This window comes from Cellulomonas sp. KH9 (genome assembly GCF_900114185.1).
Lineage (GTDB): Bacteria > Actinomycetota > Actinomycetes > Actinomycetales > Cellulomonadaceae > Cellulomonas.
This window is the reverse complement of sequence record NZ_FOSE01000002.1, coordinates 352,193-371,085: the sequence shown is the minus strand read 5'-3', so window position 1 is coordinate 371,085 and position 18,893 is coordinate 352,193. Positions and strand designations below refer to the sequence as shown.

Annotated in this window: 16 protein-coding genes; 10 read left to right on the top strand and 6 right to left on the bottom strand. The window is 73.4% G+C overall.

The genetic code is table 11. The features are described 5' to 3' along the window. Positions 1 to 5: 5 nt before the first annotated feature. On the bottom strand, positions 6 to 509 hold the full coding sequence (locus BMZ16_RS07865) for an OsmC family protein (protein WP_089799198.1): 504 nt from the start codon (positions 507 to 509) through the stop codon (positions 6 to 8). A 111-nt stretch (positions 510 to 620) separates the two neighbouring features. Between BMZ16_RS07865 and uvrC the strand changes: the two genes are divergently transcribed. The 9 genes from uvrC (at position 621) to BMZ16_RS07820 (ending at position 10,006) form a co-directional block, all read left to right on the top strand. Next, positions 621 to 2,651, top strand: a complete 2,031-nt coding sequence (uvrC, locus tag BMZ16_RS07860) for an excinuclease ABC subunit UvrC (protein ID WP_089799196.1) — start codon at positions 621 to 623, stop codon at positions 2,649 to 2,651. Next, a complete protein-coding gene (rapZ, locus tag BMZ16_RS07855) occupies positions 2,648 to 3,589 on the top strand; it encodes an RNase adapter RapZ (protein ID WP_089799194.1) in 942 nt (313 codons plus the stop codon). The genes uvrC and rapZ overlap by 4 nt, the downstream gene beginning before the upstream one ends. Beyond that, positions 3,586 to 4,575 carry a gluconeogenesis factor YvcK family protein gene (gene yvcK / locus BMZ16_RS07850; protein ID WP_089799192.1) on the top strand — a complete coding sequence of 330 codons (990 nt, stop codon included), beginning with the start codon at positions 3,586 to 3,588 and terminating at the stop codon, positions 4,573 to 4,575. The genes rapZ and yvcK overlap by 4 nt, the downstream gene beginning before the upstream one ends. A gap of 110 nt (positions 4,576 to 4,685) precedes the next feature. After that, positions 4,686 to 5,666 (top strand): DNA-binding protein WhiA, encoded by a 981-nt coding sequence (gene whiA / locus BMZ16_RS07845; RefSeq protein ID WP_089799190.1) that lies wholly within the window; start codon positions 4,686 to 4,688, stop codon positions 5,664 to 5,666. Positions 5,667 to 5,965: 299 nt separating this feature from the next. Further along, positions 5,966 to 6,970 carry a type I glyceraldehyde-3-phosphate dehydrogenase gene (gene gap, locus BMZ16_RS07840; protein WP_089799188.1) on the top strand — a complete coding sequence of 335 codons (1,005 nt, stop codon included), beginning with the start codon at positions 5,966 to 5,968 and terminating at the stop codon, positions 6,968 to 6,970. Between the two features lie 165 nt (positions 6,971 to 7,135). Beyond that, positions 7,136 to 8,335 (top strand): phosphoglycerate kinase, encoded by a 1,200-nt coding sequence (gene pgk / locus BMZ16_RS07835; RefSeq protein WP_089799186.1) that lies wholly within the window; start codon positions 7,136 to 7,138, stop codon positions 8,333 to 8,335. A 5-nt stretch (positions 8,336 to 8,340) separates the two neighbouring features. Next, on the top strand, positions 8,341 to 9,132 hold the full coding sequence (tpiA, locus tag BMZ16_RS07830) for a triose-phosphate isomerase (RefSeq protein WP_089799184.1): 792 nt from the start codon (positions 8,341 to 8,343) through the stop codon (positions 9,130 to 9,132). A gap of 268 nt (positions 9,133 to 9,400) precedes the next feature. Beyond that, positions 9,401 to 9,646 carry a preprotein translocase subunit SecG gene (secG, locus tag BMZ16_RS07825; RefSeq protein WP_089799182.1) on the top strand — a complete coding sequence of 82 codons (246 nt, stop codon included), beginning with the start codon at positions 9,401 to 9,403 and terminating at the stop codon, positions 9,644 to 9,646. A 12-nt stretch (positions 9,647 to 9,658) separates the two neighbouring features. Further along, on the top strand, positions 9,659 to 10,006 hold the full coding sequence (locus tag BMZ16_RS07820) for an RNA polymerase-binding protein RbpA (protein WP_089799180.1): 348 nt from the start codon (positions 9,659 to 9,661) through the stop codon (positions 10,004 to 10,006). Between the two features lie 87 nt (positions 10,007 to 10,093). Here the strand turns inward: BMZ16_RS07820 and pgl are convergent, their stop codons facing one another. The 5 genes from pgl to tkt form a co-directional block, all read right to left on the bottom strand. Continuing rightward, complete coding sequence (pgl, locus tag BMZ16_RS20035; protein WP_089799178.1) at positions 10,094 to 11,581, bottom strand: 6-phosphogluconolactonase; 1,488 nt, start codon at positions 11,579 to 11,581, stop codon at positions 10,094 to 10,096. Between the two features lie 60 nt (positions 11,582 to 11,641). Next, positions 11,642 to 12,559 (bottom strand): glucose-6-phosphate dehydrogenase assembly protein OpcA, encoded by a 918-nt coding sequence (locus BMZ16_RS07810; RefSeq protein WP_089799176.1) that lies wholly within the window; start codon positions 12,557 to 12,559, stop codon positions 11,642 to 11,644. Beyond that, complete coding sequence (zwf, locus tag BMZ16_RS07805) at positions 12,556 to 14,097, bottom strand: glucose-6-phosphate dehydrogenase (protein WP_089799174.1); 1,542 nt, start codon at positions 14,095 to 14,097, stop codon at positions 12,556 to 12,558. Before zwf ends, BMZ16_RS07810 begins: the two co-directional genes overlap by 4 nt. Further along, complete coding sequence (gene tal / locus BMZ16_RS07800; RefSeq protein ID WP_089799172.1) at positions 14,094 to 15,224, bottom strand: transaldolase; 1,131 nt, start codon at positions 15,222 to 15,224, stop codon at positions 14,094 to 14,096. The genes zwf and tal overlap by 4 nt, the downstream gene beginning before the upstream one ends. 85 nt (positions 15,225 to 15,309) lie before the next feature. Continuing rightward, a complete protein-coding gene (gene tkt / locus BMZ16_RS07795; RefSeq protein ID WP_089799170.1) occupies positions 15,310 to 17,478 on the bottom strand; it encodes a transketolase in 2,169 nt (722 codons plus the stop codon). A 534-nt stretch (positions 17,479 to 18,012) separates the two neighbouring features. Here tkt and BMZ16_RS07790 point away from each other — a divergent pair. Then, the gene (locus BMZ16_RS07790; RefSeq protein ID WP_255366525.1) at positions 18,013 to 18,891 is read left to right on the top strand and encodes a heme o synthase; all 879 of its coding nucleotides are present in this window, start codon (positions 18,013 to 18,015) and stop codon (positions 18,889 to 18,891) included. Positions 18,892 to 18,893: the final 2 nt, after the last annotated feature.

Here is an 18,893-nt window from a genome sequence, read left to right as displayed (position 1 = left end):
CGGCGTCAGGCCGGCTCGTGGGCCGGCGGGGCCGGCTCGTGCCGCACGGGGAAGTTCACCGAGCGCGCGATGAAGCAGTGCTCCTGCGCGCGGTGGTGCAGGCCGGTGAGCAGGGCGCCGTCGATGGCGGTGCCGTCGGCCAGGGCGGTGCCGCGCACCGTCACCCGCGGCCGGAGCACCACCTCGGTGAACTGCCCCTGGCCCGCCGCCTCGATGCGCATCGTGCCGGACGCGGAGTCGGTGTAGCCGACGACGACGACGCCCGCGGCGGCGGCGAGGTGCAGGAACCACAGCATGTGGCACTGGGACAGCGCCCCGACCAGCAGGTCCTCGGGCGACCAACGGTCCGGGTCGCCCCGGAACCCGGGGTCCGAGGTGCCCGGCAGCGGCATCTTGCCGCCCGACGTCAGGGTGTGGTCGCGGCCGTAGGACGTGTACGTCGCCGTCCCGGTGTCGCGCGCACCGGTCCACACGAGGTCGACGGAGTACTGGTGCAGGAGCTGAGCCATGCCCCGACCCTAGTGGTGCACGTCACACCCGCATCCTGCTGCGGCGCACCCGGTGCCCGGCACGGGCACCCGGGGCGCGGGCCTGTCGGTCGTCGGACTTAGGCTCGGGACATGGCCGACCCCGCGACCTACCGCCCCGCGCCGGGGGAGATCCCCGACGCCCCGGGCGTGTACCGCTTCCGGGACGAGCACGGGCGCGTGGTGTACGTCGGCAAGGCCAAGAGCCTGCGCAACCGGCTCAACAGCTACTTCCAGGACATCGCCGGGCTGCACCCGCGCACGCAGCAGATGGTGACCACGGCGGCGTCGGTGCAGTGGACGGTCGTGGGCACCGAGGTCGAGGCGCTCGCCCTCGAGTACTCCTGGATCAAGGAGTTCGACCCGCGGTTCAACGTCAAGTACCGCGACGACAAGTCCTACCCCTACCTCGCCGTCACCATGGCCGACGAGGTGCCCAGGGTGCAGGTCATGCGCGGGGCCAAGCGCAAGGGCACCCGCTACTTCGGGCCGTACGCGCACGCGTGGGCGATCCGCGAGACCGTGGACCTGCTGCTGCGGGTCTTCCCCGTGCGCACGTGCTCCGCCGGTGTCTTCAAGCGCGCGCGTCAGCAGGGGCGGCCGTGCCTGCTCGGCTACATCGACAAGTGCTCGGCCCCGTGCGTCGGACGCATCGGCGTCGACGAGCACCACCAGCTCGCCCAGGACTTCTGCGACTTCATGGCGGGCGACACGGTCCGGTTCACCCGGCGGCTGACGCGCGCGATGAAGGAGGCCGCGGCCGAGCTCGACTACGAGCGTGCCGCGCGGCTGCGCGACGACATCGCGACCCTCGAGAAGGCCACCGAGCGCAACGCGGTCGTCCTGTCCGACGGCACCGACGCCGACGTCTTCGCCCTGGCCGGTGACGAGCTCGAGGCCGCCGTCCAGGTCTTCCACGTGCGGGACGGCCGCATCCGCGGGCAGCGCGGCTGGGTGGTCGAGAAGGTCGAGGACATCGACGACGCGGCGCTGGTCGAGCACCTGCTGCAGCAGGTGTACGGCGGCGAGGACCCGGAGGCCGCCTCGGCGTCGGTGCCGCGCGAGGTGCTCGTGCCCGTGCTGCCCACCGACGTCGAGCAGGTGCAGGCCTGGCTGTCCGGCCTGCGGGGCAGCCGCGTGCAGGTGCGCGTGCCGCAGCGCGGCGACAAGCGGGAGCTCGCGGCCACCGTGCTGCGCAACGCCGAGCACGCCCTCGCGCTGCACCGGACGCGCCGCGCCGGCGACCTCACGAGCCGCAGCATGGCGCTGCGCGAGATCCAGGAGGCGCTCGACCTGCCGACGGCCCCGCTGCGGATCGAGTGCTACGACGTGTCCCACAACCAGGGCACGTACCAGTCCGCGTCGATGGTGGTGTTCGAGGACGGGCTCGCCCGCAAGAGCGAGTACCGACTGTTCTCGGTGCGCGGCCCGGAGGGCCAGGGTGCGCGCGACGACACCGCCGCCATGCACGAGGTCATCACCCGGCGGTTCCGCCGCTACCTGGCGGAGCGAGCAGACGCGCACGACCCCGAGCTGGGGGACGGGGAGGAGGACGACGCGCCGCGCAGCGGACCCGTCGACGAGCGCACGGGACGGCCCGTGCGGTTCGCGTACCCGCCCAACCTCGTCGTCGTCGACGGGGGCCCGCCGCAGGTCGCGGCGGCTGCCGCGGCGCTGGCCGAGCTGGGCATCGACGACGTCGCGCTGTGCGGGCTGGCCAAGCGGCTCGAGGAGGTGTGGCTGCCGGGGGAGGAGTACCCGGTCATCCTCCGGCGCGCGTCGGAGGGGCTGTACCTGCTGCAGCGCGTCCGCGACGAGGCGCACCGGTTCGCGATCACCGCCCACCGCAAGCGGCGCAGCAAGGGCATGACCGTGTCCGTGCTGGACGACGTGCCGGGCCTGGGACCCGCGCGCAAGGCCGCGCTGCTGCGGCACTTCGGCTCGGTGAAGCGGCTGCGCGCGGCGTCCGCCGAGGAGATCGCGACGGTCCCCGGCATGGGTGCCCGCACGGCCCAGGCGGTGGTCGCAGCGCTCGCGGGACCGCCGGTGGACGCAGCCACCGGCACGCCGCCCGGCGGGTCCGGCGCGGTGCCCGCCGACGAGCCTGGCATCCTTGACGCATGAGCGAGCCCTCGCCGATCACCGTGCCGGCGGGCATCCCCGCCCTCGAGGCGGCCGCCGAGGCACCGGTCCTCGAGCAGCCCGAGGTCCTGGTCATCACCGGCATGTCCGGTGCCGGCCGGACCCGCGCGGCCGCGGTCCTCGAGGACCTCGGCTGGTACGTCGTCGACAACCTGCCCGCGCAGATGCTCACGCACCTGGTCGGCATGCTCACGAGCGGGCCGGTGGGCACGGGGGCCCGGCGGCTGGCTGCGGTGATCGACGTCCGCGGCCGGGAGTACTTCGCGGCGCTGACCGGGGTGATCGACCACCTGCAGGGCACGGGGGTCGAGCTGCGGGTGCTGTTCCTCGACGCGTCCGACGAGGTGCTGGTCCGCCGGTTCGAGCAGGTGCGCCGGCCGCACCCGCTGCAGGCGGACGGCCGGATCCTCGACGGCATCGCCCGCGAGCGGGCCCTGCTCGCCGAGCTGCGCGAACGGGCCGACACCGTCATCGACACCTCGGACCTCAACGTGCACGACCTCGCACGTGTCGTGCGCGCCGGGGTCGCGAGCCCGGCGGACGAGGTGCTGCACCTGTCCGTGGTGTCGTTCGGGTTCAAGTACGGCATCCCGCTGGACGCGGACCACGTCGTCGACGTGCGGTTCCTGTCCAACCCCTACTGGATCACCGAGCTGCGGCACCTGTCGGGGCGGGACGCCCCGGTACGCGACTACGTGCTCGGACTGCCGGGCGCCACGACGTTCGTCGAGCGCTACGTCGACGCGCTCGAGCCGGTGCTCGCGGGCTACGTGCACGAGGAGAAGCGCTACGCGACCATCGCGGTGGGCTGCACGGGCGGCAAGCACCGCTCCGTCGCCATCAGCGAGGCGATCGGTGCGCGGCTGCGCGAGCGCGGGCACCGCGTCCAGGTGACGGCGAGGGACCTGGGCAAGGAGTGAGCACTCCGCCGAGCGGGCTCCGTGAGCCCGCGAACCCCGCCTTCGTCGCCTTCGGCGGCGGGCACGGCCTGGCGGCCTCCCTGTCGGCCCTGCGGCTCATGACGGACCGGATCACGGCTGTCGTCACCGTCGCGGACGACGGCGGGTCGTCCGGCCGGCTGCGCGAGGAGCTCGGCGTGCTGCCCCCGGGGGACCTGCGGATGGCGCTGGCCGCGCTGTGCGACGACTCCGAGTGGGGTCGCACCTGGCGGGACCTGCTGCAGCACCGCTTCGCCACCGACGGGCCGCTGGACCACCACTCGGTGGGGAACCTGCTGATCGTCGCCCTGTGGCAGCTGCTGGGGGACACGGTGGGCGGGCTCGACCTCGTGGGGCGGCTGCTCGGTGCGCGAGGACGCGTGCTGCCCATGGCGGCCGTGCCGCTGGAGATCGAGGCGGACGTGCGGCGCGACGACGGCACGCTCGAGGTCGTGCGCGGGCAGACCCAGGTCGCCGTGACGCCGTACCGCATCGAGCAGCTGCGGCTGCACCCGGCGGACCCCCCGGCCTGCCCGGAGGCGGTGCAGGCGGTGCGCGACGCCGACTGGGTCGTGCTGGGCCCGGGCTCCTGGTACTCGTCGGTGCTCCCGCACCTGCTGGTCCCCGAGCTGCGCGCCGCGCTGCTCGGGACCCGGGCGCGCATCGTCGTCACGCTCAACCTCACGCCGGACGACGAGACGCAGGGCATGCGCGCCGTCGACCACCTCGCGGTGCTGCGCGCGCACGCCCCCGAGCTGCCCGTGCACGCCGTGATCGTGGACCCGGCGTCCGTCGACGACGTCGGTGAGCTCGCGGACCTCTGCGCGTCGACGGGCACCCGGCTGCTCGTCCGACAGGTCCGGCGGGGGGACCAGAGCGCGGTGCACGACCCGTTGCGGCTCGCTGCGGCGCTGCGCGACGTCGTGGAGGGCTACCTGGGCGACGTCGGGACCCCGGTCGGGCACTGACAGGGCGCTGGTCGGTCGACCTCGGCACGCCGCGCGGACCGCCGCCGAGCCCCCGAACCCGGGTCACGGGACGGTCACGACCACCCGGGTGTCAGTGGCAGGATGACGCCATGGCGCTGACGGCACAGGTGAAGGACGAGCTCGCCCGGCTGAAGGTCGACAAGACCTCGTGCCGGAAGGCGGAGATCTCGGCCACCCTGCGGTTCGCCGGTGGCCTGCACATCATCTCCGGGCGCATCGTCATCGAGGCGGAGCTGGACACCGGGATCGCCGCCCGCCGGCTGCGCCAGGCCATCGCCGAGGTCTACGGCCACGAGAGCGACATCATCGTGGTGTCCGGCGGCGGCCTGCGCCGCGGCAGCCGGTACGTCGTGCGCGTCGTCAAGGACGGCGAGTCCCTGGCCCGTCAGACCGGTCTGCTGGACAACCGGGGGCGTCCCGTCCGCGGGCTGCCGCCGCAGGTCGTGTCGGCCGGGGTCGGCGAGGCCGAGGCCGCGTGGCGCGGCGCGTTCCTCGCGCACGGCTCGCTCACCGAGCCGGGACGCTCGTCGTCGCTCGAGGTGACGTGCCCGGGGCCGGAGGCCGCACTGGCGCTCGTGGGCGCCGCGCGACGCCTCGGCGTGGCGGCCAAGGCCCGCGACGTGCGGGGCGTGGACCGGGTCGTCATCCGCGACGGCGACGCCATCGGCGCCATGCTCACCCGGCTCGGCGCCCACGACACGATGCTCGTGTGGGAGGAGCGCCGCGTCCGCCGTGAGGTGCGGGGGACCGCCAACCGGCTCGCCAACTTCGACGACGCGAACCTGCGGCGCTCCGCGCGGGCCGCCGTGGCGGCCGGGGCCCGCGTCGACCGGGCGTTCGAGATCCTCGGTGACGACCTGCCCGAGCACCTGCGCCAGGCCGGCGAGCTCCGGCTCGCCCACAAGGAGGCCTCGCTCGAGGAGCTCGGCAAGCTCGCCGACCCGCCGCTGACGAAGGACGCGGTCGCGGGCCGGATCCGGCGCCTGCTCGCCACGGCGGACCGGCGCGCCGCCGAGCTGGGGATCCCCGACACCGAGGCCGGGCTCAGCCCGGACCTGCTCGACCTCTGACCCGCGTCCGGTCCGTGCCCCCGCGGCCCTGCCGTCGCGCCCTGCACGCCACCCGGACTGCTGCGACGCGGTCTCCGGATCGTCCAGCATGCGAACGGCGCGGGAGGGTGGACCTTCGTCTCGGGCGAGCCCCGCGCCTCGGGGTATAGGCTCGAGTCATCCGATCGCAACGAGGACGCAACGCGCTGGGCACGGCCCGGCAGGTGGTGGTCAGTGGCGGTCGGGACGCACAGCGGCGTGCGTGACCCGAACACCAACTGTGTGCGCCGGCATGGATCGGCGCGTGCCGAGGAGGGCAAGTGACCATCAAGGTCGGCATCAACGGCTTCGGCCGCATCGGGCGCAACTTCTACCGCGCCATCGTCGCCTCGGGGGCGGACATCGAGATCGTCGGGGTCAACGACCTCACCGACAACCACACCCTGGCGCACCTGCTCAAGTACGACACGGTCCTGGGCCGCTTCCCGCTGAGCGTGGACTACGACGACGAGAACATCATCGTCGACGGCAAGAAGATCCGTGCGCTGGCCGAGCGCAACCCGGCCGACCTGCCCTGGGGCGAGCTGGGCGCGGACATCGTCATCGAGTCGACCGGCTTCTTCACGGACGCCACCAAGGCGAAGGCGCACATCGACGCCGGCGCCAAGAAGGTCATCATCTCGGCCCCGGCCAAGAACGAGGACGCCACGTTCGTCGTCGGTGTGAACCACACCGACTACGACGCCGCGGCGCACCACATCATCTCGAACGCCTCGTGCACCACGAACTGCCTGGCCCCCGTGGCGAAGGCGCTCAACGACGCGATCGGCATCGAGCGCGGTCTCATGACCACGATCCACGCGTACACGGGCGACCAGAACCTGCAGGACGGCCCGCACCGCGACCTGCGTCGTGCGCGCGCCGCCGCGCAGAACATCGTCCCGACGACGACCGGTGCGGCCAAGGCCGTCGCCCTCGTCCTGCCGGAGCTCAAGGGCAAGCTCGACGGCTTCGCGCTGCGCGTGCCGACGATCACCGGCTCGGCCACGGACCTGACCTTCACCGCCTCGCGCGAGGTCACGGTCGACGAGGTCAACGCCGCGGTCAAGGCTGCCGCCGAGGGCGAGATGAAGGGCACGCTGAAGTACACCGAGGACGAGATCGTCTCCTCGGACATCGTCACCGACCCGCACCAGAGCATCTTCGACGCGAAGCTCACCAAGGTGATCGGCGACCAGGTCAAGATCGTCGCCTGGTACGACAACGAGTGGGGCTACTCCAGCAGCCTCGTGAAGCTCACGGAGTACGTGGGCGCGCGTCTCTGACGTCCCACGCTCCGAGGCAGTCCATGCGTCCGCGTGCGCCCAGGCCACCGGCCCGGCGCACGCGGACGCTGCTGTGTCCGGGGCCGTAGCGCCCCACACCGTGCCCCCGCCCGGCGGGGGAGACCCAGGCCGCCGGCGACGCCGGCGGCAGGTAGGTAGGAGACCATGAAGACCATCGACGACCTCGGCGACCTGCGCGGCAAGCGCGTGCTCGTCCGCTCCGACTTCAACGTGCCGCTCGACGGCACGACCATCACCGACGACGGCCGCATCCGCGCCGCGCTGCCGACGCTGCAGGCGCTGCTCGCCAAGGGCGCACGCGTCGTGGTCGTGGCGCACCTCGGCCGCCCGAAGGGCACCCCGGACGCCAAGTACTCGCTCGCTCCCGTCGCGGCACGTCTCGGCGAGCTGCTCGGCCAGCCGGTCGCGCTCGCGCAGGACCTCGTCGGCGACTCGGCGAAGGCCACCGTCGCGGCGCTCGAGGACGGCCAGATCGCCCTCCTCGAGAACGTCCGCTTCGACGCCCGCGAGACCTCGAAGGACGACGCCGAGCGCGGCGCCCTGGCCGACGAGCTCGCCTCGATGGTCGACGCCTTCGTGTCGGACGGCTTCGGTGTGGTGCACCGCAAGCAGGCGTCGGTGTACGACGTCGCGCAGCGGCTGCCGCACGCCGTGGGCCAGCTCGTCCTCAAGGAGGTCGAGTCGCTGCGCAAGGCCACCGACGACCCGTCGCGCCCCTACGTCGTCGTCCTCGGCGGCTCGAAGGTCTCCGACAAGCTCGGCGTCATCGAGAACCTGCTGAGCAAGGCGGACCGCCTGCTCATCGGCGGCGGCATGCTGTTCACGTTCCTCGCGGCGCAGGGCCACTCGGTGGGCAAGAGCCTGCTCGAGGAGGACCAGATCGACCGCGTCAAGGGCTACCTCGCCACGGCGAAGGAGAAGGGCGTCGAGATCGTCCTTCCCGTCGACGTCGTCGTCGCGCCGGAGTTCAAGGCCGACGCCCCGGCGACGGTCGTCGACGTGGACGCCATCCCGGCCGACCAGATGGGCCTGGACATCGGCCCGAGGACGGCCGAGCTGTTCGCGTCGAAGATCGTCGACGCCAAGACCGTGGTCTGGAACGGCCCGGCCGGCGTGTTCGAGTTCGAGGCGTTCGCCGCGGGCACCCGTGCGGTCGCGCAGGCGCTCGTGGACGCGGGCAAGGCCGGTGGCTTCACCATCGTCGGCGGCGGCGACTCGGCCGCGGCCGTGCGCACGCTCGGCTTCGACGAGGCCGACTTCGGCCACATCTCCACCGGCGGCGGCGCGTCGCTGGAGTTCCTCGAGGGCAAGACCCTCCCCGGCATCGCTGTCCTGGAGGACTGACGACCATGGCGACCCGTACCCCCCTCATGGCGGGCAACTGGAAGATGAACCTGGACCACCACCAGGCGACCCACACGCTGCAGAAGCTCGCGTGGACCCTCAAGGACGCGAAGCACGACTTCGCGGCCGTCGAGGTCGCGGTGCTCCCGCCGTTCACCGACCTGCGCAGCGTGCAGACGCTCGTCGACGCGGACAAGCTCGACATCCGCTACGGCGCGCAGGACGTCTCGGCGCACGAGTCCGGTGCCTACACCGGTGAGATCTCGCCGCTGTTCCTGGCCAAGCTCGGCGTCACGTACGTCGCGGTCGGGCACTCGGAGCGCCGGGAGTACCACCACGAGGACGACGCGCTCGTCAACGCCAAGGTCAAGTCGGCGCTCGGAGCCGGGCTCGTCCCGATCCTGTGCGTCGGCGAGCCGCTCGAGGTCCGCGAGGCCGGCGAGCACGTGCCGCACACCCTCGCGCAGCTCGAGGGCGCCCTCGCCGGCCTGTCGGCCGAGCAGGTCGCGGGCCTCGTCATCGCGTACGAGCCGGTGTGGGCCATCGGCACCGGCAAGACGGCCACGCCGGACGACGCCCAGGAGCTGTGCGCGGCGATCCGGGTCAAGGTCGCCGAGCTGTACGACCAGGCCACGGCCGACGCGGTCCGCGTGCTGTACGGCGGCTCCGTGAAGTCGTCGAACGTCGCCGAGATCATGGCGAAGCCCGACGTCGACGGCGCGCTCGTCGGCGGTGCGAGCCTCGACCCGGAGGAGTTCGCGAAGATCGCGCGGTACCAGGCGCACACGGTCGCCTGACCTCGTCGGGACCGGGGCGCGCCGCGGCGCGCCCCGGTCCCGCACGTCCAGGGACGGGGTGGTGGTGGATCACACCGCCCTGCGTCGCCTACCCTGTACCGCGGTCACCGTGTCGGCGCATCCCGACGACCACGGTGCGCACCGGAGCGTCGCTCCACGGCACCACCTGCTCCACCGCACGACCTGCTCCACCGCACCACCTGCTCCGCCGCCGATCGGCAACGGCGCACTGCTGCACCGAACCGCCCGAGTGAGGAACCCCACCGACGTGACTGGTCTTCGTATCACCCTCCAGGTGCTGCTGGTTCTCACCAGCCTGCTGCTCGTCCCGCTGGTGCTGCTGCACAAGGGCAAGGGCGGCGGCCTGTCGGACATGTTCGGCGGCGGCATCACCGCCGGTGCCGGCTCGTCCGGCGTGGCGGAGCGCAACCTCAACCGGATCACGGTGACCGTCGCCCTGCTGTGGACGGTCATGATCGTCCTGCTCGGCCTGATCGAGAAGTTCTCGGAGTAGGGAGACCTGACCATGGCGAGCGGGAGTGCGATCAGGGGGTCGCGCGTGGGGGCCGGCCCGATGGGCGAGGCCGAACGCGGGGACGCCGCACCGCGCGTGTGGATCTCGTACTGGTGCTCCAACGGTCACGAGACCCGGCCGAGCTTCGCGGAGGAGGCCGCCGAGGAGGCGCCCGCCACGTGGGACTGCCCGCGCTGCGGGTTCCCCGCGGGGCAGGACCCCGACGCGCCGCCGGCACCGAGCAAGAACGAGCCGTACAAGACGCACCTGGCCTACGTGAAGGAGCGGCGCTCCGAGGAGGACGGCGCCGCCATCCTCGACGAGGCGCTGGCCGCGCTGCGCGCACGCCGCGGACGCTGACACCACCCGGCACACGGCGCCGCACCTGCTCCGGGTGCGGCGCCGTCGCCGTGCGCCCGCGCGCCGGCCGGTCAGCACACCGGCCGGTCAGCACACCAGGAGCAGCGCGAAGCCGTCGTACCCCTTCTCGCCCACGGTCTGGACCACGGTGCCCAGGAGCCTGCCGTCCGCGGTCGCGCGCTCGACGAAGGCCCGGACGCCCTGCACGCGGTCGTCCGGGTGGTGGGCGTCGACCACGGCGCCGCCGCGCACGACGTTGTCCACGACGACCACGGTTCCCGGCCGGGCGAGCGCGACGGCGCGGTCGAGGTAGGCCGCCAGCTGCTGCTTGTCCGCGTCGACGAAGACGAGGTCGAAGGGCTCGGTGCCGTCCGCGACGAGACGGTCCAGGGTGTCCGTCGCGGGTCCCACGCGGACCTCCACGCGGTCCGCCAGCCCTGCGGCGGCGAGCGACGCGCGGGCCACGGTGGCGTGCGCGTCGCTCAGCTCGAGGCTGAGCACCGTGCCCGTGGCGCCCACCGCCTGCGCGAGCCACCAGGTGCTGTAGCCCCCGAGCGTGCCGATCTCCAGCACCCGGGTGGCGCCGGTGGCCCGCGCGAGCAGCTCGAGCAGACGGCCCTGGGCGGCGCTGACGGCGATGTCCGGCAGGCCGGCGTCGGCCGCAGCGGTGCGCACCGCTGCCGCGTCCGCCGGCTCGGCGACGAGGGGGGCGACGTAGGCGTCGACGGCTGCCCATGCGCGGTCGGCCCCGGACGCGGTGCGGGGGCGCAGCCCCTCGGCGGGGCCGGTGCCCGCGTCGGAGGTGTCGGGGGCGTCCCCCGGCAGCGTGCTCGCTGCCGCGACGTCGACGAGCCACAGCGTGCGCTCGGTGCCGTGGGCCGCCGCGGCGGGGGTCGTGCGGACGTCGTCACCGGCCAGCGCGCGGGCCACGGCGGGCGCCTTCTCCGCGCCCGCGGCCACGACCCACACCTCACGGGCCGACTGCAGCAGGGGGAACGTCAGCGAGACGCGCTCGGGCGGCGGCTTGGGGGAGTCGTGCTCGGCGACGACCAGGAGGTTCGCCTCGTACAGCGCGGACCGACCCGGGAACAGGGAGGCGACGTGCCCGTCGGGTCCCATGCCGAGCAGCAGCACGTCGAAGCGGGGCGCGAGCCCGTCGCCGACGGCGTGCGCCCGCAGCTCGGCCGCGTAGCGACGCGCCGCCGTCCCGCCGTCCGGCACGTCGTCCGAGAGCGCCGGCACGGGGTGCACGTTGCCCGCCGGCAGGGCGTCGCCCAGCGCGTCGAGCAGCGCCTCGCGTGCCTGGGTCTCGTTGCGGTCCGGGTCGCCGGCGGGCAGGAAGCGCTCGTCGCCCCACCACAGGTGCACGCCCGACCAGTCGACCGCGTCCCGCACCGGGGAGGCCGCGACGGCGCGCAGGGCGGCGATCCCGACGGTCCCCCCGGTCAGGACGACGTGCAGCGGTGAGCGGTGGGACTGCAGGTCGACGAGCCTGGTCAGCAGACGGACGGCGGTCGCTGCGGCGAGCACGTCGCCGTCCGGGTGGACGAGGACCTCGGGCGGGGCGGGGCTCATGGGTGGTGTCCTCCGTGCCCGGACGCCGGGCGGGTCGGGGCGCGGGTGCACCGCGCCGGGTCAGCCGTCGATGCGGGCGAGGCCCTTCTGCAGCACCTCGCCGTACACCTCGTCGGCGTCGAGGCGGCGCAGCTCCTCGACCAGGCACTCACGCAGCTGCCGGATCGGCAGGGCGATGCGGTGCTCGGGCTGGTCCGGCTGGCGCAGCGAGGCGGTCTTGCCGTCGGGCCGGTCGAGCACGATGTCGCCGGACGCCCGCTCGAGGCGGACCTGCGTGATCGCGGGGGCCCCCGGGACGCGCTCGATCTCCACGGGGCAGCGCAGCGCGTGCGCGAGCCACGCCGCGATGAGGTCGACCGAGGGGTGCGTGCTCTCGCCGGTGACGACGGCGCGGTGCACCGGCTCGTAGGGCGGCTGGTCGAGCGTCGCCGCGATGAGCCCGCGCCACAGCGTGGCACGCGTCCACGCGAGGTCCGTGTCGCCATCTGTGTAGACCTGCGCCAGGTCGCGCAGCGCCCGGCTGGGACGGCGGCACGTCGTGGTGTCGGTGATGCGGCGCTGCGCCATCCGCCCCAGGGGGTGCTCGGCGGGGTTGGCGGGGACGTCGTAGGGCCACCACACGACGATCGGTGCGTCGGGCAGGAGGAGCGGCATGACCAGCGTGTCGATGTGCCGGACGACGCCGCCGGAGACCCGCAGGACGATGACCTCGCTGGCACCGGCGTCGCCACCGAGGCGGATCTGGGCGTCGAGGTTCGACTCCCGGTCGCCCGTGCGCTCGGTGATCACGATGATGCGGCAGGGGTGCTCGCGGCTGGCCGCGTTGGCGGCCTCGATGGCGTCCTCGGGGTCGTGGGCGTCGGCGTCGATGATGAGGGTCAGGACGCGACCCAGCGCGACGGCGCCGCCCTCCTCGCGCTCCTTGAGCAGCCGCCGGTTGATGTCGCGGGTGCTCGTGTCCGGCATGTCGATGATCACGGGAGCCTCCAGGCACGCCCGTCGCGGGCCATCATCTCGTCGGCCGAGGCGGGACCCCATGTGCCCGCCCGGTACTCGTCGGGCTTGCCGTGGGACGCCCAGTACTCGGTCACCGGGTCGAGGATCTTCCAGGACAGCTCGACCTCCTCGTGCTGCGGGAAGAGCGGCGGGTCGCCGAGCAGCACGTCGAGGATGAGGCGCTCGTAGGCCTCGGGGGAGGACTCGGTGAAGGCGTGGCCGTAGCCGAAGTCCATGGTGACGTCGCGGACCTCCATCGCGGTGCCCGGCACCTTGGCGCCGAACCGCAGCGTGACGCCCTCGTCGGGCTGCACGCGGATGACCAGCGCGTTCTTGCCGAGCTCGGAGGCGGCGGTCGCCTCGAACGGCAGGTGCGGGGCACGCTTGAACACGACGGCGATCTCGGTGACGCGTCGTCCGAGCCGCTTGCCCGTCCGCAGGTAGAACGGCACCCCGGCCCAGCGGCGCGTGTCGATGTCGACGCGGATCGCCGCGTACGTCTCGGTCGTGGAGTCGGGGTTGAAGCCCTCCTCCTGCGCGTAGCCCACGACCTTCTCGCCGCCCTGCCAGCCGGCGGTGTACTGACCGCGCGCCGTGTGCTTGCCCAGGTCGCGCGGCAGTCGCAGCGCCGAGAGCACCTTGGTCTTCTCGGCCCGCAGCGCGGCGGCGTCGAAGGAGACCGGCTCCTCCATCGCGGTCAGCGCGAGCAGCTGCAGCAGGTGGTTCTGGATGACGTCGCGGGCGGCGCCGATGCCGTCGTAGTACCCGGCACGGCCGCCGATGCCGATGTCCTCGGCCATCGTGATCTGCACGTGGTCGACGTAGTTGCCGTTCCAGATCGGCTCGAACAGCTGGTTGGCGAACCGCAGCGCCAGCAGGTTCTGGACCGTCTCCTTGCCCAGGTAGTGGTCGATCCGGAAGATGTCGTCCGGGTGGAACACCTGGGACACGATGTCGTTGAGCTCCCGGGCCGACTCGAGGTCGTGACCGAACGGCTTCTCGATGACGACGCGCCGCCAGGTCCCCTCCTTCGGCTGCGAGAGCCCCGAGCGGGCGAGCTGCTGGCACACGACGGGGAACGAGCTCGGCGGCACCGAGAGGTAGAACGCGTGGTTGCCGCCGGTGCCGCGCGTCACGTCGAGCTCCTCGACCGTCTTGCTCAGCCGGTCGAAGGCGTCGTCGTCGTCGAACGTGCCCTGGACGAACCGGATGCCCTCGGACAGCTGGCGCCACGTGGCCTCACGGAACGGGGTGCGCGCGTACTCCTTGACGGAGTCGCGCACGACCTGCTCGAAGTCCTGCGTCTCCCAGTCCCGGCGGGCGAAGCCCGTCAGGGCGAACCCGGGCGGCAGCAGCCCGCGGTTGGTCAGGTCGTACACCGCGGGCATGAGCTTCTTGCGGGCGAGGTCACCGGTGACGCCGAAGATCACCAGGCCGCTGGGCCCGGCGATGCGCGGCAGCCGTCGGTCCCGCGCGTCGCGCAGCGGGTTCTGGTCGGGTCCGACCTTCGCGGGGCTCACAGGTCCGCACCGGCGTCGTCGGCGGCGCCCTGGAGGCCGGCCTCGACGGTGGTGAGCAGCTCGGCCCACGAGGCCTCGAACTTCTGCAGCCCCTCGGCCTCGAGCTGGTCGGTGACGTCGTCGACCGAGATGCCCAGCGCCTCGATCCGGTCGAGGAGCGCGGCGGACTCGTCCTGCGTGCCGCTGACCGTGTCGCCGTGGACCTGCCCGTGCTCGGCGACGGCCTCGAGCGTCTTCTCCGGCATCGTGTTGACCGACCCGGCCACGACGAGCTCGTCGACGTACTTGGTGTCGGGGTAGGCGGGGTCCTTCACGCCCGTGGACGCCCAGAGCGGCCGCTGCGGCTTCGCGCCGGCCGCGGCCAGCGCCTGCCAGCGCTCGCTGCCGACGACGTCCTGGTAGACGCCCCACGCGAGACGCGCGTTGGCGACGGCGGCCTTGCCGCGCAGGGCCGCGGCCTCCGCGGTGCCGATCTCGTCCAGCCGCGGGTCGATCGCGGCGTCCACCCGCGAGACGAAGAACGACGCGACGGACGCGATGGGCGCGAGGTCGATGCCCGCCGCGTGCGCCTGCTCCAGGCCGTCGACGAACGCGTCGAGCACCGCGCGGTAGCGCTGCAGGGAGAAGATGAGCGTGACGTTGACGCTGATGCCCTGGGCGAGCGCGGCCGTGATGGCCGGCAGACCCTCGACCGTGGCCGGGATCTTGATGAAGAGGTTCGGCCGCTCGATCTCCGACCAGAGGGTCTCGGCCGAGGCGGTGGTCGCGGCCGTGTCGCGCGCCAGGCGCGGGTCGACCTCGATGGAGACCCGGCCGTCGACGCCGTCCGTGGCGTCGTACACCGGGCGCAGGACGTCGCACGCGTCGCGCACGTCGTCCGTCGTGACGCGCAGGACCGCCTCCTCGACGGCCGCACCGTCGACGGCGAGGGCGCGCAGCTGGGCGTCGTACGCGTCACCGTGCGCGAGCGCGGCGGCGAAGATCGACGGGTTCGTCGTCACGCCCACGACGCCGCGGGCGACGAGGTCGGCGAGCCCTCCGGACTCGATCCGTTGACGCGACAGGTCGTCGAGCCAGACGGCGACGCCCGCCTGACGCAGTGCCTGCAGGGGGGTGGTGCTGGTCATGGTCGTTCCCCTTCGTCCCACGAGGTGCGTCTGCGTCCTGCGGGCGGCGGGGCCGGGCTGGAGCCGGCCCCGCCGCTGTCGACCGTCAGGCCGGCAGGTCGCCGGTGCCGGACTGCGCGGACGCGTCCGGCCGGTCGGACGGGGCGTGCGCCCCACGCGCTGCCGCGATCGACTCGTGCGCCGCGGCCACGACGGCCTCGGCGGTGATCCCGAACTCCCGGTACAGCGTCTGGTACTCCGCGGACGCCCCGTAGTGCTCGAGGGAGACCGCGCGACCCGCGTCGCCGAGGATCTTGTGCCACGACAGCGAGATGCCGGCCTCGACCGACACCCGCGCGCGCACCGAGGACGGCAGCACCGACTCGCGGTACTCCTCGTCCTGCTCGGCGAACCACTCGAGGCACGGTGCCGACACCACGCGGGTGGCCACACCGGCGGCCTCGAGGGTCTCGCGCGCCTCGACGGCGAGCTGGACCTCGGAGCCGGTGGCGAGCAGCACCACGTCGGGCGTGCCGGTCGACGCCTCGAGCAGGACGTACGCGCCCTTGGCGACGCCGTCGGTCGTCGCGAAGCCGTCCTCGCCGCGCGGGAACGTGGGCACGTTCTGGCGGGTCAGGACGAGCGCGACGGGGCCGTCGGTGCGCTCGAGCGACGCCCGCCAGGCGGCCGCCGTCTCGTTGGCGTCGGCCGGGCGCACGACCGCCAGGCCGGGGATCGCACGGACCGCGGCGAGGTGCTCGACCGGCTGGTGCGTCGGGCCGTCCTCGCCGAGGCCGATGGAGTCGTGGGTCCAGACGTACGTGACGTTCACGCCCATGAGCGCCGCCAGACGGACGGCGCCTCGCATGTAGTCGGAGAACGTGAAGAAGGTGCCGCCGTAGGGCCGCGTGAGGCCGTGCAGGCGGATCCCGGACAGGATCGAGCCCATGGCGTGCTCGCGGATGCCGAAGTGCAGCGTGCGACCGTACTCGTCACCGGCGAACTCGTGCGACGAGCGGTGCGCCGGCAGGAAGGACGGCTCACCCTTCATCGTCGTGTTGTTCGACCCGGCGAGGTCGGCCGAGCCGCCCCACAGCTCGGGCAGCACGGGGGCGAGGGCGGACAGCACCTCACCGGACGCCGCACGGGTGGCGACGGCCTTGCCGGCGGGGAACGTCGGCAGCGCGTCGGTCCAGCCCTCGGGCAGCGCGTCCGCGCGCAGGCGGTCGAGGAGCGCCTTGCGCTCGGGGTTGGCCGTGGCCCAGGCGTCGAACGACTCCTGCCACGCGGCGCGCGCCTTCGCGGCACGGTCGGCCAGGCTGCGCGTGTGCGCGATGACCTCGGGGGCGACGTCGAAGGACTTCTCGGCGTCGAAGCCGAGCACCTCCTTCAGCCCGCGGATCGCCTCGGCACCCAGCTTGGAGCCGTGCGACGAGTGGTCGTCCGTCTTGCCGGGCGTCGGCCACGCGATGAGGGTGCGCAGGCCGATGAACGACGGCTTGTCCGTGACGGCCTTGGCGGCCTCGATCGCCGCGTTGAGCGCGTCCACGTCCTCGCGGTACTCGCCGCCGACGGTCCAGTCGACGTACTGCACGTGCCAGCCGTAGGACTCGTACCGCTTGAGCACGTCCTCGGTGAACGCGATCTGCGTGTCGCCCTCGATCGAGATGTGGTTGTCGTCCCACAGCACGACGAGGTTGCCGAGCTCCTGCGTGCCGGCCAGCGAGGAGGCCTCGCTGGTGACGCCCTCCTGCAGGTCTCCGTCGGAGGCGATCACGTACACGTGGTGGTCGAACGGGCTGGTGCCGGGCGCGGCCTCGGGGTCCAGCAGGCCGCGCTCACGGCGGGCCGCCATCGCGAACCCGACGGCCGAGGCGAGGCCCTGGCCGAGCGGGCCGGTCGTGATCTCGACGCCCGCCGTGTGGCGGTACTCGGGGTGGCCGGGGGTCTTGGAGCCCCACGTGCGCAGCGCCTGGAGGTCCTCGAGCTCCAGCCCGAACCCGCCCAGGTAGAGCTGGATGTACTGCGTCAGGCTGGAGTGCCCGGCGGACAGGACGAACCGGTCGCGGCCCAGCCAGTGCGGGTCCGTCGGGTCGTGCCGCATGACGTTCTGGTAGAGCAGGTAGGCGGCCGGCGCGAGGCTGATCGCCGTGCCGGGGTGCCCGTTGCCGACCTTCTCGACCGCGTCCGCCGCGAGCACGCGGACGGTGTCGACCGCCCGCACGTCGAGTTCGGACCAGCCGACCGTGGTGGCCAGGGGAGCCTTCGCGTTCACCGCACCTCATTCCCGTCCCGCACGCGCGGGGCGTCGTTCCGAGCGTCTCCGGACGTCTGCCGCAGGGGTGCGGTGCGTCCGGCTGGGGCCCCGCCGCGTCGTCGGGCGGGGAGGTCTGCTGACCGGGAGCCTATAGCGGACGCGCGTCCTGCCGCGCACTGGGTCCAGGAACGCGGCAAACGATTGCCGCCGCCCACAGGCGCGCCGCGCCGGCCCGCCGCGGGTCTCGTGCGACCGATCTCACGTCCTCCGACGGCGCCGCGACCGGGTCGAACGTCCCGTCGGCGGGGTGGGGTGCGTACCATGGCGGGCGGGACCTCGGTCCCGTCCGCCCACGCCCCGACGGGTGTCGGCAGCCCCGATCCGACTCCCGAACGGAAACCGAAGCGCGTGCGCCTGTCCACCCCCGCGTCCCTCGACGCGAGCAGCCCCGGTGCCACGGTCGGCACGGACGGCACGGTGGAGGGCGGGTCGCAGGGCGCGGACGGCGCCCCGGCCGTCGCGCAGGCCCCGGCGGGCCGGTGGTCCACGGCCCTGGGCACGGTCGCCGCGTACGTCGCGCTGACCAAGCCCCGCGTCATCGAGCTGCTGCTCATCACGACCATCCCCACGATGTTCCTCGCCGCGCGCGGCATGCCGCCGCTGGGTCTGGTCGTCGCCACGCTGGTCGGGGGAGCGGGCGCCGCGGGCGCGGCCAACACGCTGAACCAGTACCTCGACCGGGACATCGACGAGGTCATGAACCGCACGCGGCGCCGGCCGATCGTCACGGGGCGGATCACGCCGCGCGCGGCCCTGGTGTTCGGTCTGGTGCTGGGTGCGGTGTCGCTCGCGTGGCTGTGGTTCGTGGTGAACCCGCCGTCGGCGCTGTGGACCGCGTCCGCGATCCTCATCTACGTCGTCGGCTACACGATGATCCTCAAGCGGCGCACCCCGCAGAACATCGTGTGGGGCGGTGCGGCGGGCTGCATGCCGGTCGTCATCGGCTGGTCCGCCGTGACCGGCGGGGTGTCGTGGGAGGCGGCTCTGCTGTTCGGTGTCGTGTTCTTCTGGACGCCGCCGCACTACTGGCCGCTGTCGATGAAGTTCCGGCGGGACTACGCCGCCGCGGGCGTCCCGATGCTGCCGGTCGTCGCCGCCGACACGAAGGTCGCGCGGGAGATGATCGCGTACACGCTGGCGATGATCGCGTGCTCGCTGCTGCTGGTGCCCGTGGGCGGCATGACCTGGGTGTACGGCGTCGTCGCGGCCGCTCTCGGCGCGTGGTTCCTGTGGCTGTGCATCGGTCTGCTGCGCCGTGCGCGCGACCCGCAGCACCCGCCCCTGCGCGCCATGACGGTGTTCCACGGGTCCATCACGTACCTGACCCTGCTGTCCGTCGCCGTCGCGGTGGACGTCTTCCTGCCGCTGTGACG

What these genes read in the sequence shown, in the direction of transcription:
- pgl (WP_089799178.1), bottom strand. Translation starts at nt 11,581, where the DNA reads ATGAGCCCCGCCCCGCCCGAGGTCCTCGTCCACCCGGACGGCGACGTG.
- tal (WP_089799172.1), bottom strand. Translation starts at nt 15,224, where the DNA reads ATGACCAGCACCACCCCCCTGCAGGCACTGCGTCAGGCGGGCGTCGCC.
- tpiA (WP_089799184.1), top strand. Translation starts at nt 8,341, where the DNA reads ATGGCGACCCGTACCCCCCTCATGGCGGGCAACTGGAAGATGAACCTG.
- rapZ (WP_089799194.1), top strand. Translation starts at nt 2,648, where the DNA reads ATGAGCGAGCCCTCGCCGATCACCGTGCCGGCGGGCATCCCCGCCCTC.
- pgk (WP_089799186.1), top strand. Translation starts at nt 7,136, where the DNA reads ATGAAGACCATCGACGACCTCGGCGACCTGCGCGGCAAGCGCGTGCTC.
- uvrC (WP_089799196.1), top strand. Translation starts at nt 621, where the DNA reads ATGGCCGACCCCGCGACCTACCGCCCCGCGCCGGGGGAGATCCCCGAC.
- BMZ16_RS07865 (WP_089799198.1), bottom strand. Translation starts at nt 509, where the DNA reads ATGGCTCAGCTCCTGCACCAGTACTCCGTCGACCTCGTGTGGACCGGT.
- BMZ16_RS07820 (WP_089799180.1), top strand. Translation starts at nt 9,659, where the DNA reads ATGGCGAGCGGGAGTGCGATCAGGGGGTCGCGCGTGGGGGCCGGCCCG.
- whiA (WP_089799190.1), top strand. Translation starts at nt 4,686, where the DNA reads ATGGCGCTGACGGCACAGGTGAAGGACGAGCTCGCCCGGCTGAAGGTC.